General features: G+C 70.8%; 12 protein-coding genes, 1 rRNA gene and 1 pseudogene. 6 read left to right on the top strand and 8 right to left on the bottom strand.

What is annotated here, in order from left to right; translation table 11 throughout:
- The first annotated feature begins 208 nt into the window (after positions 1-208).
- A complete protein-coding gene (locus AB0H86_RS28220) occupies positions 209-1,381 on the top strand; it encodes a crosslink repair DNA glycosylase YcaQ family protein (protein ID WP_362444537.1) in 1,173 nt (390 codons plus the stop codon).
- 72 nt (positions 1,382-1,453) lie between these two features.
- Here the strand turns inward: AB0H86_RS28220 and AB0H86_RS28215 are convergent, their stop codons facing one another.
- The 7 genes and pseudogenes from AB0H86_RS28215 to mtnA form a co-directional block, all read right to left on the bottom strand.
- Entirely contained in the window at positions 1,454-2,200 is a 747-nt protein-coding gene (locus AB0H86_RS28215; protein ID WP_362444534.1) for a response regulator transcription factor, read from the bottom strand.
- A gap of 204 nt (positions 2,201-2,404) precedes the next feature.
- Positions 2,405-3,097 (bottom strand): ribosome-associated translation inhibitor RaiA, encoded by a 693-nt coding sequence (raiA, locus tag AB0H86_RS28210; RefSeq protein WP_362444531.1) that lies wholly within the window; start codon positions 3,095-3,097, stop codon positions 2,405-2,407.
- Between the two features lie 821 nt (positions 3,098-3,918).
- Positions 3,919-4,545 (bottom strand): annotated as a pseudogene (locus AB0H86_RS28205) (ComF family protein); the annotation flags it as partial.
- A gap of 295 nt (positions 4,546-4,840) precedes the next feature.
- The gene (locus AB0H86_RS28200) at positions 4,841-6,628 is read right to left on the bottom strand and encodes an LpqB family beta-propeller domain-containing protein (RefSeq protein WP_362445054.1); all 1,788 of its coding nucleotides are present in this window, start codon (positions 6,626-6,628) and stop codon (positions 4,841-4,843) included.
- A gap of 34 nt (positions 6,629-6,662) precedes the next feature.
- On the bottom strand, positions 6,663-8,840 hold the full coding sequence (gene mtrB, locus AB0H86_RS28195; protein ID WP_362444528.1) for an MtrAB system histidine kinase MtrB: 2,178 nt from the start codon (positions 8,838-8,840) through the stop codon (positions 6,663-6,665).
- Position 8,841: 1 nt separating this feature from the next.
- Positions 8,842-9,531 (bottom strand): two-component system response regulator MtrA, encoded by a 690-nt coding sequence (gene mtrA / locus AB0H86_RS28190; RefSeq protein WP_187284748.1) that lies wholly within the window; start codon positions 9,529-9,531, stop codon positions 8,842-8,844.
- 4 nt (positions 9,532-9,535) lie between these two features.
- On the bottom strand, positions 9,536-10,684 hold the full coding sequence (gene mtnA, locus AB0H86_RS28185; protein ID WP_362445052.1) for an S-methyl-5-thioribose-1-phosphate isomerase: 1,149 nt from the start codon (positions 10,682-10,684) through the stop codon (positions 9,536-9,538).
- A gap of 144 nt (positions 10,685-10,828) precedes the next feature.
- Between mtnA and AB0H86_RS28180 the strand changes: the two genes are divergently transcribed.
- Genes AB0H86_RS28180 through AB0H86_RS28160 form a run of 5 tightly spaced genes read left to right on the top strand, consistent with a single transcriptional unit; the run spans position 10,829 to position 16,568 of the window.
- The gene (locus AB0H86_RS28180) at positions 10,829-12,241 is read left to right on the top strand and encodes a glycerophosphoryl diester phosphodiesterase membrane domain-containing protein (RefSeq protein WP_362444525.1); all 1,413 of its coding nucleotides are present in this window, start codon (positions 10,829-10,831) and stop codon (positions 12,239-12,241) included.
- A gap of 4 nt (positions 12,242-12,245) precedes the next feature.
- The gene (locus AB0H86_RS28175) at positions 12,246-13,073 is read left to right on the top strand and encodes a DUF4129 domain-containing protein (RefSeq protein ID WP_362444522.1); all 828 of its coding nucleotides are present in this window, start codon (positions 12,246-12,248) and stop codon (positions 13,071-13,073) included.
- Positions 13,070-14,269: a DUF4350 domain-containing protein gene (locus AB0H86_RS28170; protein ID WP_362444519.1), complete on the top strand. Its 1,200-nt coding sequence runs from the start codon at positions 13,070-13,072 to the stop codon at positions 14,267-14,269. Before AB0H86_RS28175 ends, AB0H86_RS28170 begins: the two co-directional genes overlap by 4 nt.
- Positions 14,269-15,258 carry a MoxR family ATPase gene (locus tag AB0H86_RS28165; RefSeq protein ID WP_362445049.1) on the top strand — a complete coding sequence of 330 codons (990 nt, stop codon included), beginning with the start codon at positions 14,269-14,271 and terminating at the stop codon, positions 15,256-15,258. Before AB0H86_RS28170 ends, AB0H86_RS28165 begins: the two co-directional genes overlap by 1 nt.
- Positions 15,258-16,568: a DUF58 domain-containing protein gene (locus AB0H86_RS28160; protein WP_362444516.1), complete on the top strand. Its 1,311-nt coding sequence runs from the start codon at positions 15,258-15,260 to the stop codon at positions 16,566-16,568. Before AB0H86_RS28165 ends, AB0H86_RS28160 begins: the two co-directional genes overlap by 1 nt.
- A gap of 103 nt (positions 16,569-16,671) precedes the next feature.
- Here the strand turns inward: AB0H86_RS28160 and rrf are convergent.
- Positions 16,672-16,766, bottom strand: a 5S ribosomal RNA gene (gene rrf / locus AB0H86_RS28155); the annotation flags it as partial.

The following is a 16,766-nucleotide window of genomic DNA, read 5'->3' as shown; positions in this document are numbered from 1 at the left end:
GGACGAAGTCCCCGCCAGGGTCCAGGGGCGGAGCCCCTGGTGGGGTCGAAGGGGCTCCGCCCCTGGGGATGGGAATGGGTAAGGGCGGCGGGGGCGAAACAACCCGCCCCCGCGGACCGCACGCCACGAACCCCACCTCACGAACCCCCACCCCACAAACCCCCAGCTCACCCCCCACTGTCAGTCCCACCCCCTATCGTGCGAACCCATGACGACCCCGCGCCCCACCACCCCACTCTCCGCAGACGAGGCCCGCCGCCTCGCCCTGAGGGCCCAAGGCTTCCTCGGTGCCCCCGACCGCAAGTCCGGCGTGCGAGGCGTCCTCCGTCACCTGGGTGCGGTCCAGCTCGACACCATCTCGGTCCTGGCCCGCTCCCACGAACTCATCCCGTACGCCCGCCTGGGGACCGTAGGCCGCAAGAGCATCGAGAACGCCTACTGGAAGGACACTCACGCCTTCGAGTACTGGTCCCACGCCGCCTGCATCCTCCCCATCGAGGAGTGGCCTCACTTCGCCTTCCGCCGCCGCGCCTACCGCAACCGCCCGCACTGGAACCACGACCTCCCGGACGGCGTCTACGACCAGGTCATCAAGCAGCTCCGCGCCGAAGGCCCCCTCACGGCCACGGAGTTGGGCGGCGCCAAAAAGACCAGCGAGTGGTGGGACTGGTCCGGCGCGAAGGTGGCCGTCGAGCGCGCCCTCATGTACGGCGAGGTGGTCTGCGTCGAACGCCGCGGTTGGAAGCGCGTCTACGACCTCGCCGAACGCGCCGTACCGGAAGCCCTGTTGCACGACGACCTGGACGACGCCGAGTGCCTGCGCCGCCTGGTCCGCCTGGCCGGCCAGTCCCTGGGCGTCGGCACCCGCGCCGACATCGCCGACTACCACCGCCTCAAGGGCGAGCAGGTCGACACGGTGATCGCCGACTCGGGCCTGGTCCCGGTCACGGTCGAGGGCTGGGGCAAGCAGGCCTGGGCGGACCCCGCGGCCCTGGAGACGCCCCCGCGGGGCCGCCACCGCACCACGCTCCTGTCCCCCTTCGACTCCCTCGTCTGGGAGCGGGCGCGCACGGAGCGCATCTTCGGCTTCACCCACCGCCTGGAGGCGTACGTCCCCAAGCCGAAGCGGGTGTACGGCTACTTCGCGATGCCGGTGCTCGCCGGCGGCCATCTGGTCGGCCGCGTGGACCCGGCCCGCGAGGGCCGCACTTTGGTCGCACGGCAGGTCACCCTGGACGGCCCGAAGGCGGTCCCGGCAGTCGCCCAGGCCCTGGTCGAGGCGGCGAGCTGGGTGAACTGCACGGACGTACGCGTGGAACGAGTGGACGCCCCGGACCTCCGCGAGCCCCTCACAAGAGAACTCACCCGCGCCCTCACCTGACCGCCCGGCCCCACCAGAGACAGGGAGCCACCGGAGACACGGGAGCCACCGGAGGCACCACAGCTACCGGCACTACTGGATCTCGAGGATCTTCTCCCGCATCGCGTAGACGACGGCCTCCATCCTGGAGTGCAGCTGCAGCTTCTCCAGGATGTTGCGCACGTGGTTCTTCACGGTGTTCTCGGAGATGAACAATTCCTTGGCGATGTCCCGGTTGTTCATCCCCGTCGCGACGAGCTTGAGCACTTCCAGTTCACGGTCGGTGAGCCGCGGCGCCGGCACGAGCCGACGCTCATCGGTCCGCTGGATCATCGACTTGAACTCGGTGAGCAGCTTCGACGCCATGGACGGACTGATCTGTGACTGCCCGTCGGCCACCGCGCGAATGGCGGTGGCGACTTCGTCCGTGGAGATCTCCTTGAGCAGATATCCGGTCGCGCCCGCCTTGATCGCGTCGTAGAGGTCGGCCTCCTCATCGCTGATCGTCAGCATGATGATCTTCGCGCTGGGAGCGACCTCCTTGATGGAGGTGCACGCCTCGATACCGCCCCGCTTGGGCATCCGTACGTCCATCAGCACGATGTCCGGCAGCAGATCGGCGGCCTTGTCCACCGCCTCCGCGCCATCACCGGCCTCGCCGACGACCTGGATGTCCTCCTCGGCGGCGAGCACGATCTCCAGGCCACGGCGGAAGAGGGCGTGGTCGTCCACGACCAGAACGCGGATCGGCTCCTTGCGTGGAGAGCCCTGGTCCCGGCTCATGCCGACGGCGCCGTCGCCGGCGGCCTCGTCCTGCATCGGTCCGAAGCTGTCCGCCATCGTTCCTCCCCCTGAAGGCTGTGGCCTGTGGTCCTGTGCCATCGCCAACCCAAGGCAACGACCAGCCGATTGGGCCGGTGCGACCATGATTTCATGCCCGGACGACACTGAGGTGACAGAGCAGGACGCGAAGTGGTCGCACACCGGTGCCCCTGGGGGCGCACACGCGCACCAGGGGCACCTGCTCAGTTGTCGGACGGATGATCAGCCACCCAGCGTGCCACCCGCCGCGGTCGGCTGCGCCTGGGTGACCATCGGGTCCGTACTGAGGTGGATCACGCCGTAGTCATAGGCGTGCCGCCGGTAGACGACACTCGGCTCCTTGGTCTCGGAGTCGATGAACAGATAAAAGTCGTGCCCGACCAGCTCCATCTCGTAGAGGGCCTGGTCGAGGGTCATCGGGGAGGCTACGTGCGTCTTCTCGCGGACGACAAGGGGGCCGTCACCCTTGACCTCCAGCGAGCCGATCTTCTTGGTGGGTACCCCGTCCGGCTCTTTCTCCTGGACGGGGTGGCCGTTTCCGTTGAGCGTCGCCGCGTCCGGAACGTGGTCGGCGACCTCGGCTGCGGTGAGCCGGCGTGATCCTCGGCGTGTGTGGCGCTTGTCGTGCTGCTTGCGCAGCCGGGCGTCCAGTTTTTCCGCCGCCAGATCGAGTGCCGCGTACGGGTCGTTGGCTGCCGCTTCCGCCCTGATCACCGGTCCGCGGGAGCGGAGCGTGATCTCCACTCGGTCACAGCGGTCGGCCTGTCGGGGGTTGGGCTCCTTGGACACCTCGACGTCGAGGCTGATCACCTTGCCGTCGAGCTTCTGGATCTTCTCCAGCTTCAGCTTCTCGGCCACGTGCTTACGGAACCGCTCAGATACCTCGGTTTTGCGGCCCTTGACGACGATGTCCACGCAGAACTCCGTTCCCGGATCGCTCCGCCTCGCTGCGGAGCATCTCCCTTTTGCACCAGGCTCCGGTGAGCCCCGGAACCTCGGACTCGGTGACTTCCGCCTCCTCCCCCGCGGGCAGGGTCTCCACTCCACCGGCGCGGATGATGGTGGAAATCCCATAGCACGGCATTCGGAGATGAGAGGTGTGGCCTGCGCCTTTCCCTCACAACCGAACATATCCCGCCCGGACGGATGTCGTCACCCTCTACTGCCGCGTACCTCCGTTCAGGTGAATTGCTGCTCTCATTACCTGCAACGATGCAAGTTCACAGTCAGTTCCGGTTTTTTTCGAAGGCATCCGGCGTGGCCGCGACCACGGCCGCACAGATCACGTCACGGGCAGCTCCGCCGCCCGCCGTTCCCGCCCGGCCAAGCACCCGCCCCGCCTCTTCCTCCGTCACCCGGGTCATCCGTTCCTCTCTGCCTTCCCGACTTCCCGCCCCGTACACCGGCACGACCAACCCCCGACACTTCCCCGCCCGAGCATCCGCCCGGCGGCACGCACCCGGCTCCCCCACATCCACCGCGCGACCAGCCGCCCGCCCCACCGGCCCACCCGGAGCCAGGCCACCCAGGCCCGCCTCCCGCCCGCTCACAGCGCCACCGCAGCCAACAGCTCTGCCGTATGCCTCCGCTCCCCGTTCCCTCACCAGGGCGCGACATACGACGTCCCCAGGCCCACCGCGAGAGCCGCCGTAAGCCACCACACCGCCCCCCGCATCTGCCCCCTCCTCGGTCTCCGCCCTCCCATCCGTCACGCCCACCGTCACTTCCGCAAGCGCCGCCCGCACCGCACGCGCCGCCTCCGCCAACGACGCCCCCGTCGTCATCAGGTCGTCGACGAGCACCACCGGACCATCGGCCAGCAGCCGCCAGCCGCCCGGAACCACCGCCAACGCGCCCGCGAGGTTCTCCAGCCGCTGCCGGGAGTTGAGCCCCGCCTGGTCGGCCACGTCCCGCCGCTGCCGCAGCACGGCCGCCACCCGTGCCGGAGTCCCGCCCCTGCGCAGCTCACCAGCCGCCGCGAGCGCGATCCGCCGCGCCGGATCATGCCCCCGCGCCCGAACCGCCCTCCGCGCAGAGGGCACCGGAACAAGCACCACTGCCCCGTGTCCCCACACCGCCCCCGCCCGCACAGCCCCCGCCAACGCCACCCCGAGCGGCGCGGCAAGTGCCAACGCGCCCCGCTCCTTGTGGGCCAGCAGCACCGCGCGCACCTCGTCCGCGTACCGTGCCGCCGCGTGCACGACCGGCAGACCAGGTGGTTCCGGCACCGGTCGCACCCGGCACGGTACGGCCCCGCTCAGGGCCGCACGGCACTCCGGACAGAGCACCGTGCGAGGCCTTCCGCAGCCTCCGCACTCAGCCGGCAGCACCAGGTCGGTGAGGTCCTGCCACCACCCCCGCATGCCCACCACTGTGCCAACGCCGAAGCGCCCCGACCACCCCTGTGGACAACTGCCTGTGGATAACTCCGCCTCGCCTCCGACAATCGTCACGGCAGCGTCACCGGCGCCGTCACCACAGACCCACCCCAGCCGCCACCGCGACCGCGACCCCAACCGTCAGCGAAGCCCTTCACCACCGCAGACCCGCCGCCCCCGCACAGCAAACGGCCGCCCCCGCCGGAGTCTCCTCCGGCGGGGGCGGCCGCTCACCTCACCTGTCGCTCAGCACCCGGTCACTCACCGACCGTTGCGTGGCTCACCCCGGATACACCGGCGCTGTCCCGTCCGCGTCCACCTTCTGCCACTGCGCCCCTGACGGCAGCCGCACGATCCCGTCTTCCGAGTACGCCACCAACGGCAACTGGTCGTCCTCGGACGCGGCGATCTCCTTCACGCCGGTCAGCGCAGCCGGCGGCGGCCCCTCCGGGGTGGAGCCGTCGACCTGGACGTACCGCATCTGCTGCACGCCCTCCCGCTCGCGGCCGACCACCACGAGCCGACTGTCCCCGGCCCAGGAGATGGTCGTGACCTCCTCCAACTCCGGTGCCGCGGAGCGCAGTTCCTGGACCGAGACGAGCGACCGCCCGCCGGACTTCTCACCGCGCTCGATCCGGCCGATGAGCAGGGACTGCCGGCCGTCCTTCTCCACCACGAGCGCGATCCGCACCCCGTCGGCGGCCACTCGAACGTCCTTGATACGTCCGTCCAGTCCCGGAGTCTCCACCTTGAGCGGCTCGCCCGCGCCGTCCTCCAGCAACAGCAGCCGCGCGTCCCGGGGATTGCGGTCGGCCACCCACAGGTCGCCCTCCGCGTCCCAACTGGGCGTGGTCAGCCGGTCTTTGGCCGTCGCGCCGGCGCTGCTCAGCACAGGGCTCCCGAGGGACCCGCCCGACACCATCGACCCGACGTACAGGGCCTTGCCGTCGATGCCGACACCGGCCGCAGTGTGCTCGTCGCGCGACACCGCCACCGACTGGAGGTCCTTGTCGCCCTCGCCCAGCGCGCCCGGGACGGGATCGGGCTTCGCACCGCTGCCGTCGGCCGGGATCCGCACCAACCGGTGCTTGCCGTCGACGAAGTACAGGTACTCGGGATCCTGCACCGAACCGCGCGCGGCAACGTCGTCGGCCCGCTCCTCGGGGAGTGAGCAGAGCTGCTTGCCACGCGCCTCCAGGGCGACCTCGTCCACCGCGGGCGTGAGGTTCTGCAGGGTGAACAGGATCTGGGCCGCCATGCGTTCGCACACGGTCGAACCGACCCGGGCGGCCCTGTCGTTGAGCGGCACGGTCAGCTTGTTCTGGTCGTCCGGCGTCAGCGCGGTGACGCCCTTCCGCAGCTCCGCCCCGGTGGGGAAGCTGGACCTGACGACCGGTCCCAGCCAGGTCGTGGGCCCGCTGAGCAGGGACCGCACCATCTGCGTCATGGCGTCCACGCGCTCACGCACGTACACGGGATCGGCGACCGCCACGGCCTGCGCGGCCGTCCCGGAGGTCGTGTTCGAGGCGAAGTAGTACTTGTCGACGGACATGTAGTTGCGCTGGAAGTCCGACTTTCCCATGACGACGCCCTGCGGCAGCCCGTCGATGCGCCACTGGTCGGTCTTCTGGTTCCGGACGAGGTGCACCGACTGGTGGTAGTTCCCGTCGGCGGGCGCGTACGCCCCCTGGGCGTCCACCGCGGCGACCTTGCTGCCGGTCAGCGTGAACAGGAGGTCGTCGGACTCCTGCCGACCGCCCGCGGGCTCGACGACGATGCCCGGCCCTTCGGCGAGCACCGTGGTGGTCCGCTCCGGCCGCCATATCTTCGCGGCCTCGGGGGTCAGATACTTGCGGGCCGTCTCATAGTGCGGATCGTCGCTGGTCAGCGCCTCCAGGAAACCCTGCACGATCGTCGGGGGCTTCGCATCCTCCTGGGGCGGCATGGCGAAGACCCGCACCTGTGAGTCCTGGCGCGGCGTCGACTCGACACCCTGCAGATCCCCGCTGTCGGGCATCGAGGCGCACCCGGCCAGCAGGACGACCCCACAGGCGGCGTACGCCACCATGCGCCCCGCTCCGCGCCGGGCGCCCCCCTCGCGCTCAGCGCCCACGAAATGCCTCCCCTTGCTCGTACGAATCCGCCGACGCGCTCTCCGACGCGCTCCCCGACGATCCCGCCGCGCGTGCCGCCGACGCATCCCCGGAAGAGCCCGTCGGGTCCTCCTCCGGCCCGCCGTTCTGCCCGCTCACGGTCCTGCCCACCGGCCCGTCCCAGTCCCCGTCCCAGTCCGCGTCCCCGGTGGGTGTCTCGTCCTGCCGTCGCCCGCTCGATGCCGGCCGGGGCACCACGCGCGCGCCGTTGCCCGGCAACGCCGTCGGATCGGCCGTGGGGGCCTGGGAAGTCAGGCGCGGCGCGATCGGTCCCCGTGACGACCCCTGGCCGTCTGTCGGCTGAGCGGGCACGGTCGCCCTCTTCTCGCCGCCCCCGCGCGGCAGCCCGGCGTCGTCGAGCCCACGATTGCGGCGCGAGTCCTTGGGCTCCAGCGGTATCGGCGAGCCCCGCAGCGGCTCGTCCGCGGTGCGCGGCAACGTCAACCGGAACTGCGAACCACCGCCCGGCTCGCCCCAGGCCTGCAGCCAGCCGCCGTGCAGCCGGGCGTCCTCCAGGGCGATGGACAGCCCCAGCCCCGTACCCCCGGTGGTACGCGCGCGTGCCGGGTCGGCTCGCCAGAAGCGGCTGAAGACACGGGTCGCCTCACCGGGCTTGAGTCCTACGCCGTAGTCGCGCACCGCGACCGCGACCGCCCCGCCCGCCGAAGCGAGCTTGACGACGATGTCCTTGCCCTCGCCGTGTTCCACGGCGTTGACGACGAGGTTGCGCAGCACCCGCTCGACCCGCCGGGTGTCGGCCTCCGCGACGACGGGCTGCTGGTCGCCGACGACCCGTATCGCCGTCCCCTTGCGCTCGGCGAGCGGCGCGGCCCCGCTGACGACCCGCCGCACGACCACCCTCAGGTCGATCGGCTCGGCCTCCAGCGCCGCCGCTCCCGCGTCGAAGCGGCTGATCTCCAACAGGTCCGCGAGCAGCGACTCGAACCGGTCCAGCTGGTCGGCGAGCAGTTCCGCCGACCGCGCCGTAATGGGGTCGAAGTCCTCACGCGCCTCATGGATGACGTCGGCCGCCATCCGGACGGTCGTCAGCGGAGTCCGCAGCTCGTGCGACACGTCCGACACGAACCGCCGCTGCATCCGCGACAGGTCCTCCAGCTGCTGGATCTTCAGCTGGAGGTTCTGCGCCATCTTGTTGAAGGCCTCGCCGAGCCGCGCGATGTCGTCCTCGCCGGTGACCTTCATCCGCTCCTGCAACCGCCCGGCGGACAGCCGCTCCGCGATCCCGGCCGCCATCCGCACCGGCGTGACGACCTGCCGCACCACCAGCCACGCGATGGCCCCGAGGAGTACGACGACGAAGAGGCCGGCCGTCGCCAGGGTCCCCTTGACCAGGCTCAGCGACTTCTCCTCCTGGGTGAGCGGGAAGAGGTAGTACAGCTGGTAGGGATCGCCGTTCGGATCGTTGACCTGCTTGCCGATCACAAGGGCCGGCTGGGACTCCTTGGTGGAGCTGTAGACGATGCGTGTGTAGCTCTGGGCCGCGACCGTGTTGTCGTCGACCCGCTCGCGCAGGCCCTCGGGCACACTGGCCGACGGATCGACGTCACCGGAGGCACGGGGACCGCGCCCGCCGCCGGTGTCGTCACCCGCGGGAAGCGTCACCACGTCGAAGGCACCCTGGCCGCCGCTGGAGAGCGACTCCACCAGGTCACTCATCCACTGGATGACGTTCTGCTCGGCACGGTCGTCCACCGGGGCGCCGTCGTCGCCGGTCCCGGCCGCCGCCTCGTCGGCCTTCTGCTTGGCCACCGCGAACCCACCGGTGGCCTGGCTCTGCGACGCCTTCACCTTTGCGTCCAGCAGCCCGTTGCGCACCTGTCCGATGACGACGAAGCCGAGCAGCAGAACCACACCCAGCGACATCAGCAGGGTGGTGACCACGACCTTGAGCTGGATGTTGCGCCGCCACAGCCGCATGACGGGCAGCAGCGGCCTGCGTATCCAGCGCATGAACAGCCGCAGGACCGGGCTGCCCTGGACGCCGCCCTGCAGCAGCCCGCTCTCGAGGAGGCGCCCCCAACGGGAGCCTCCCGTCTTCCGGCCGACAGACCGCCCCGCGCGAGCCCCGGCCCGTCCGGGCGACGAAGCGGCACTGTCTCCGGACATGTCAGCTCGGTCCTGCCTTGTATCCCACGCCACGGACGGTCACCACGATCTCCGGCCGCTCCGGGTCCTTCTCGACCTTGGAGCGAAGCCGCTGCACATGCACGTTCACCAGCCGGGTGTCCGCCGCGTGCCGGTAACCCCACACCTGCTCCAGCAGCACCTCACGCGTGAACACCTGCCACGGCTTGCGGGCCAGTGCGACCAGCAGATCGAACTCCAGCGGCGTCAGCGCGATCGACTGCCCGTCCCGCTTCACAGAGTGACCGGCCACGTCGATGACCAGATCGCCGATGGCGAGCTGCTCGGGCGCCGGCTCCTCGGACCTCCGCAGCCGCGCCCGGATCCGGGCCACCAGCTCCTTCGGCTTGAACGGCTTCACGATGTAGTCGTCGGCCCCCGACTCCAGACCCACGACGACGTCGACGGTGTCGCTCTTTGCCGTGAGCATCACGATCGGCACCCCGGACTCCGCCCTGATCAGGCGGCACACCTCGATACCGTCCCGGCCCGGCAGCATCAGATCGAGCAGCACGAGGTCGGGCTTGGACTCACGGAAAGCGGCCAGCGCCTTGTCGCCGTCAGCTACGAAAGACGGCTCAAAACCTTCACCACGCAGCACAATGCCGAGCATCTCGGCAAGTGCGGTGTCGTCGTCGACGACAAGGACTCGTCCCTTCATAAACGACATCATCCCATTAGCTAATCGTTACCTGGCGTGACCTGGCACACAGCTCGGCAAGTGCCTCAGCTGTCACGGGCGAAACGGCGCCCTCTTCGGTGACGATCGCCGTCACCAGTTCGGGCGGCGTCACATCGAACGCCGGGTTGTACGCCTGGGTCCCCAGGGGTGCCACCGGAATCCCGCCTCCCGCTTCCGCTCCTGCCACTGGCACCTGGGGTGCTGTGAGCTCTGTCACCTCATGACCGGGACGTTGTTCGACCTCGATGGACGCCCCGTCCGGCGTGTCCGGATCCACCGTCGTCAACGGCGCCACCACGATGAACGGCACATGGTGGTACCGCGCCAGCACCGCGAGCGGATAGCTCCCCACCTTGTTCGCCACCGAACCGTCGGCCGCGATGCGGTCCGCGCCGATGAGCACCGCGTCCACCTCTCCGGCCGCGAACAGCGAGCCCGCAGCATTGTCGGTCAGCAATGTGTACGCCATGCCGCTGCGAGCCGCCTCGTACGCCGTCAGGCGAGCACCTTGCAGCAACGGACGCGTTTCGTCCACCCACAGGCGTCTGAGACTCCCTGCCCGATGGGCCGCAAGCGCCACCGCGAACGCCGTCCCCTCACCGCCCGACACGAGTGCCCCGGTGTTGCAGTGGGTCAGGATCCGATGCCCGCCGCCGGGCAGCAGCTCGTCCAACAGTGCCAGACCCCGCTCGGCCATCCGGGCACTGGCCTGGGCGTCTTCCTGGTGCAGCCTGCGCGCGGCGGCCAGCGCGGCCTCAGCGGCCTGCCGAGCGTCACCGCCCTTGCCGAGCTCGGCCCGGTACGCGGAATGCGCCCTGCGCACTCCGACGGCCAGGTTCACCGCGGTGGGACGGGCACCCGCCAGCGCTGCCGCGGCGTCGTCGACGTCGAACCCACGTACGGCGGCGAGCGCGACACCGTACGCTCCCGCGATACCGAGCAGCGGTGCCCCGCGCACGGCGAGCGAACGGATCGCCTCCACGAGCACGGGCGCGTCCGTACAGACGAGCTCGACCTCCTCGGCCGGCAGCCTCGTCTGGTCCAGAAGCACCAGTACGGGGCCTTCGGGTGGCTCTTCCCAGCGGATCGCCGGTATGTCGGTCGGCCTGTTGTCCTCACTGGTTTGCGCGTACTGATCAGCCATGCGGTCAGTCTGCCCCTTATCCGGCGGACAATTGAAGGTGTGCAGCCCATACCGCGGCTGGTCACTGGGTGACCACCCCATGGCACGATGGCTGCCACTGCCACTGCCGCCGCGCCGGCGGACGGGCACCGTGAAGGAGCGACGATGAACGACACTCCGGGCTGGGCCTCGCCCGGATCCGCCCCGTCCGACGGGCAGCAGCCCGGTGCGCCCGATCCCACCGAGCCCGCTGACCGCCCCGGCACCACGAGCTCCGCAGAACGGCCAGGAGCGGAACAGCCAGGAGACGACCAGCCGGGACCGGACCCGCAAGGCTCCGGCTCGCAGTGGTCCAAGCAGCAACCGCCACCCGGCCAGTGGTCCGCGCCCACCGGCCCCACCGCCCCGGGCCAAGCCCCGCCGCCCCCACCGCAAGGCCCGGGCGGCTGGGGCACCCCGCCCCCGGCCGGCCCCGGCGGCTACGGCCCGCCCGGCGGGCAGCCCGGCGGACAGCCCGGACCCGGCGGCTGGGGCGGCGGCTACGGCCCTCCCGGCGGCTACCCCGGCTACCCCGGGTACGGCGGCTGGGGCGGCCCCCCGCCCGCTGCCAAGCCCGGCGTCATCCCCCTGCGTCCACTCGGCGTCGGCGAGATCCTCGACGGCGCGGTCTCCACCATGCGCACCCACTGGCGCACGGTCCTCGGCATCTCCCTGACCGTCGCCGTCATCACGGAGATCATCGTCATCCTGCTTCAGGGCCTGGTCCTGAACAACACCGCCGGCAGCGAGGCCCTCAACGACCCGAGCGCCACGCTCGAGGAACTGACCCGCGCCATGGGCGACGCCATGCTCAGCTCCTCCGTCGTCTTCGTGATCTCGCTGGTCGGCACGGTCGCCGCGACCGCCCTGCTCACGACCGTCACCAGCCGTGCGGTGCTCGGCAAGTCGGTCACCACCGGCGAGGCCTGGCGTGACGCCCGCCCGCAGGTGTTGAAGCTTCTCGGTCTGATCCTCCTGCTGCTGCTCATCACCTTCGGTGTCGTCCTCGCGGGCGCACTGCCCGGCATCCTCCTGGCCGTCTCGGGCCAGACCACCGGAGGTGTCGCACTCGCCGTCCTCGGCAGCCTGGGCGCCGCCATCGTCGCCCTGTGGCTGGGGGTCCGCTTCTCCCTTGCCTCCCCCGCGCTGATGTTGGAGAAGCAGAGCATCACCAAGTCGATGAGCCGCTCGGCGAAGCTGGTCCGCGGCTCCTGGTGGCGGATCTTCGGCATCCAGCTGCTCGCGACGATCATCGCGAACATCGTCGCGGCGATCGTGGTCCTCCCCTTCACCTTCCTCGCCGCCGCACTCAGCGGCGACGGCATCGGCGGCTTCCTCAACGGCACCGGCGACCTCGGCTGGACCTTCCTCATCATCAGCGGCATCGGCTCGGTGATCGGCTCCATGATCACGTTCCCGATCACAGCGGGCGTCGCCGTGCTCCTCTACGTCGACCAGCGCATCCGCCGCGAGGCCCTCGACCTCGAACTGGCACGCGCCGCCGGCGTCCAGGGCTACGGCCCCACCCCCGGGAGCTGATGCGGTGAATCCAGCGGGGGGAGTTCTCACAGCCGTACCGGCACTGACGCACACTGCCGAATCGGCCGTACGCCTCGTGCTGCGCGCCGGCGACACATGCGTAGGGGCGGTCCTGCGCACCGCCGACACCGCGTCCGTCCTGTCACTGTCGCGCTCCGACGACGCACCGCCGCTGACGACTCCTCGCGACCCCGCGCGGGAGGCGGCCCGGCGCGAGCTGTCCAAGCGGATGTACCACGAGAACGACCCCGGCCTGTTCCAACGTGCCCTGAACGCGTTCTGGGACTGGGTCGACAAACTGTTCAACTCCGCCTCGACCGCGACACCCGGAGGGCCGCTCGGCCTGGTCGTCGTCATCCTGGTCGTACTCGCGGTCCTGGCCGCCCTGTGGTGGCGCCTGGGTACCCCACGCCGCGAACCGGCCTCCGCGTCCGTCCTGTTCGACGACCGTCCCCGCAGCGCCGCCGAACACCGCGCGGCCGCCGAGGCACACGCCACCCAGGGCCATTGGAGCCAGGCCGTCCAGGAACGCATGCGGGCCATCGTCCGATCCCTGGAGGAACGCGCCCTCCTCGACACCCGCCCCGGCCGCACCGCCGACGAGGCCGCCGTGGAGGCGGGCCACACGCTGCCCTCCCAAGCGGACCGGCTGCGCACCGCCGCCCGGGACTTCGACGACGTGACGTACGGCGGCCGGAGAGCGAGCGAGCAGTCGTACCACCGCATCGCCGAACTCGACCGCGACCTCGAGCGCACCAAGCCACAGCTCGCGAGCAACAGCAGCAGCAACAGCGGTGCGGACCACAGCGCCCGCCAGGGAGCCGCCGAATGACCACCGAGGTCACGCTCCCCTCCACCTCGGCCTCGCTCACCACCCGCCAGGTGTGGACCCGCGCGCGAGGCGTCGTCCTCGCCCTTGTCCTTCTCCTGGTCGGGGCCATCGCCATCGCGACGATCCGCTCCGACACCCACCAAGGCAGTCTCGACCCGCGCTCCGCAGCCCACTACGGCAGCCGCGCCGTCGCCGAACTCCTCGCCGACCGAGGCGTCTCCACGCGCGTGGTCACCACCCTGGCCGAGGCGCGCGCCGCCGCCGGCCCGGACACCACCCTCCTGGTGGCCGTCCCGGACCTGCTGACCGAACCCCAGCAGAGTCAGCTGCACGCCGCCACGGCGGACACAGGAGGCCGTACCGTCCTCGTCGCCCCTGGCGGCTCGTCCGTCGAACGGCTCGCCCCCGGCATCGTCGCCAGCCCCGCCACCAGCCTCGACTCCACGCTCTCCCCCGCCTGCGACCTGCCCGCCGCCCAGCGCGCCGGCACGGCAGACACCGGTGGAATCCGCTACACCGTCACCCGCCCCGGCGCCGACCAGTGCTACCCCAGCGAGCGCCTGGCCACCCTGGTACGCATCCCGGACCCGTCCGGGGACGGCGACACGATCGCGCTCGGCGCGCCCGACATCCTGTACAACGACACCCTCGACGAGCAGGGCAACGCCTCGCTCGCCCTCCAACTCCTCGGCTCCCGCCCCCATCTGGTCTGGTACCTCCCCTCGCTCTCCGACTCATCCGCCGACACGGACGACGAAAAAAGCTTCTTCGGTCTGCTGCCGTCGGGCTGGCTCTGGGGCACGCTCCAGCTCTTCATCGCCGCGGCCGTCGCCGCCCTCTGGCGAGCACGCCGACTGGGCCCCCTCGTGCCCGAAAGACTCCCCGTGGCGATCCGCGCCTCCGAAACCGTCGAAGGCCGCGCCCGCCTCTACCGCAAGGCGAACGCCCGCGACCGCGCGGCCGCCGCTCTTCGCTCCACCACTCGCACCCGCCTCGCCCCCCTCGTAGGCGTCCCCGTGCCCCAGGCGCACTCGCCCGAGGCCCTGCTCCCTGCCCTGTCCGCCCACCTCCACAGCCCTGGAGACGGACAGGCCATGCACGCTCTCCTCTTCGGCCAGTCGCCCAGCGACGACACGGCCCTCATCTCCCTCGCCGACCAACTCGACGCCCTCGAAAGAGAGGTACGCCGTCCATGATGGACCCGACCACTGACAACGCCGGGGACACCGGGGATGCGGGCACCGCCCGCGCCTCCCTGGAAGCCCTGCGCGCCGAGATCGCCAAAGCCGTGGTCGGCCAGGACCCCGCCGTGACCGGCCTCGTCGTCGCCCTCCTCTGCCGCGGCCACGTTCTCCTCGAAGGAGTCCCCGGGGTCGCGAAGACCTTGCTCGTCCGCACCCTCGCATCCGCACTCGAACTCGACACCAAGCGCGTCCAGTTCACTCCCGACCTGATGCCGAGCGACGTCACCGGTTCCCTCGTCTACGACACCCGCTCCTCGGAGTTCTCCTTCCAGCCCGGCCCGGTCTTCACCAACCTCCTCCTGGCCGACGAGATCAACCGCACCCCGCCCAAGACCCAGTCGTCCCTCCTGGAAGCCATGGAGGAACGCCAGGTCACCGTCGACGGCACTCCGCGCCCGCTCCCCGAACCGTTCCTGGTCGCCGCGACCCAGAACCCCGTCGAGTACGAGGGCACGTACCCCCTCCCCGAAGCGCAGCTGGATCGTTTCCTCCTCAAGCTGACGATCCCGCTCCCCTCCCGCCAGGACGAGATCGACGTCCTCACCCGGCACGCCGAGGGCTTCAACCCGCGCGACCTGCGCGCCGCCGGCGTACGCCCGGTCGCAGGCCCCGCCGACCTGGAAGCAGCCCGTACCGCCGTCGCCAAGACGACCGTCTCCCCCGAGATCACCGCCTACGTGGTCGACATCTGCCGCGCCACCCGCGAATCGCCGTCCCTCACCCTCGGCGTCTCCCCGCGAGGCTCGACCGCCCTGCTCGCCACGGCCCGCGCCTGGGCCTGGCTGACCGGCCGCGACTACGTCACCCCCGACGACGTCAAGGCACTCGCGCTCCCCACCCTCCGCCACCGCGTACAACTCCGCCCGGAGGCCGAGATGGAAGGCGTGACGGCCGACTCCGTCATCAACGCGATCCTCACCCACGTCCCCGTTCCCCGCTGATGGCACTCACCGGGCGCGCCGCCCTCCTCGCGGCCCTGGGCTCCCTCCCCGTAGGCATCTGGGAACCCGGCTGGACAGGCATCCTCGCCGTCAACGCCCCCCTGGCCGTCGCCTGCGCCTGCGACTTCGCCCTGGCAGCACCCGTACGACGCCTTGGCCTGACCCGCTCCGGCGACACCTCCGTACACCTCGGCGACCCCGCAGACGTCACTCTCACGATCACCAACCCGTCACGCCGTACGCTCCGCGCCCATCTGCGCGATGCCTGGCCCCCCAGCAGCTGGCAGCCCGGCACGGAAATCGAGGCCTCCCGTCACCGTGTGACGGTGCCCGCGGGCGAACGCCGCCGCGTGACCACTCGACTGCGACCGACCCGCCGCGGCGACCGCCAGACGGACCGCGTCACGATCCGCTCCTACGGCCCTCTCGGCCTGTTCTCCCGCCAGGGCACCCACAAGGTCCCCTGGACGGTACGCGTCCTCCCTCCGTTCACCAGCCGCAAGCACCTGCCCTCCAAGCTGGCCCGCCTCCGCGAACTGGACGGCCGCACGAGCGTCCTCACCCGCGGCGAAGGGACGGAATTCGACAGCCTCCGCGAGTACGTCCCCGGCGACGACACCCGCTCCATCGACTGGCGAGCCACGGCCCGGCAGACCACGGTCGCCGTACGCACCTGGCGCCCCGAACGCGATCGCCACATCCTCCTGGTCCTCGACACCGGCCGTACCTCCGCCGGCCGGGTGGGCGACGCTCCACGCCTCGATGCCTCCATGGACGCGGCCCTGCTCCTGGCGGCCCTCGCCTCCCGCGCCGGCGACCGTGTCGACCTTCTCGCATACGATCGCCGGGTACGCGCCCTCGTCCAGGGCCGCTCGGCAGGCGATGTCCTGCCGTCCCTGGTCAACGCGATGGCCAACCTCGAACCCGAACTCGTGGAAACGGACGCCCGAGGTCTCGCGGCCACGGCACTCAGGTTCGCCCCGCGCCGCTCGCTGATCGTCCTGCTCACGACCCTCGACACAGCTCCCGTCGAGGAGGGCCTGCTGCCCGTCCTCTCCCAACTCACCCAGCGACACACGGTCCTGCTCGCGTCGGTCGCAGACCCACACATCGCCCGCATGGCCACAGCACGCGGCAACACCGATGCCATCTATGAGGCCGCAGCCGCCGCCCAGGCCCAGACCGAGCGCCACCGCACCGCGGAACAGCTCCGCCGGCACGGCGTAACGGTCGTCGACGCAACACCCGACGATCTGGCTCCAGCATTGGCAGACGCATATCTGGCGCTCAAGGCAGCGGGCCGCCTCTAACCCGGGATTTCCCTTGGAGATTCAAGGGGCGGTTCGCCTGCCCTATTTCCCCTGGAACGCAGAAAACCCCCGTGCCCAAGGCACGGGGGTTTTCCCAAAAATTGTTCGGCGGCGTCCTACTCTCCCACAGGGTCCCCCCTGCAGTACCATCGGCGCTGTAAGGCTTAGCTTCCGGGTTCGAAATGTAACCGGGCGTTT

It is taken from the genome of Streptomyces sp. NPDC050997 (assembly GCF_040660135.1).
GTDB lineage: Bacteria > Actinomycetota > Actinomycetes > Streptomycetales > Streptomycetaceae > Streptomyces.
This window is presented reverse-complemented; position numbering and strand designations above follow the sequence as displayed.

Bases quoted from the DNA above. Each gene is read 5' to 3' on its own strand.
- AB0H86_RS28220 (WP_362444537.1), top strand. From the start codon at position 209: ATGACGACCCCGCGCCCCACCACCCCACTCTCCGCAGACGAGGCCCGC.
- AB0H86_RS28215 (WP_362444534.1), bottom strand. From the start codon at position 2,200: ATGGCGGACAGCTTCGGACCGATGCAGGACGAGGCCGCCGGCGACGGC.
- AB0H86_RS28200 (WP_362445054.1), bottom strand. From the start codon at position 6,628: ATGGTGGCGTACGCCGCCTGTGGGGTCGTCCTGCTGGCCGGGTGCGCC.
- mtrB (WP_362444528.1), bottom strand. From the start codon at position 8,840: ATGTCCGGAGACAGTGCCGCTTCGTCGCCCGGACGGGCCGGGGCTCGC.
- mtrA (WP_187284748.1), bottom strand. From the start codon at position 9,531: ATGATGTCGTTTATGAAGGGACGAGTCCTTGTCGTCGACGACGACACC.
- mtnA (WP_362445052.1), bottom strand. From the start codon at position 10,684: ATGGCTGATCAGTACGCGCAAACCAGTGAGGACAACAGGCCGACCGAC.
- AB0H86_RS28180 (WP_362444525.1), top strand. From the start codon at position 10,829: ATGAACGACACTCCGGGCTGGGCCTCGCCCGGATCCGCCCCGTCCGAC.
- AB0H86_RS28170 (WP_362444519.1), top strand. From the start codon at position 13,070: ATGACCACCGAGGTCACGCTCCCCTCCACCTCGGCCTCGCTCACCACC.
- AB0H86_RS28165 (WP_362445049.1), top strand. From the start codon at position 14,269: ATGGACCCGACCACTGACAACGCCGGGGACACCGGGGATGCGGGCACC.
- AB0H86_RS28160 (WP_362444516.1), top strand. From the start codon at position 15,258: ATGGCACTCACCGGGCGCGCCGCCCTCCTCGCGGCCCTGGGCTCCCTC.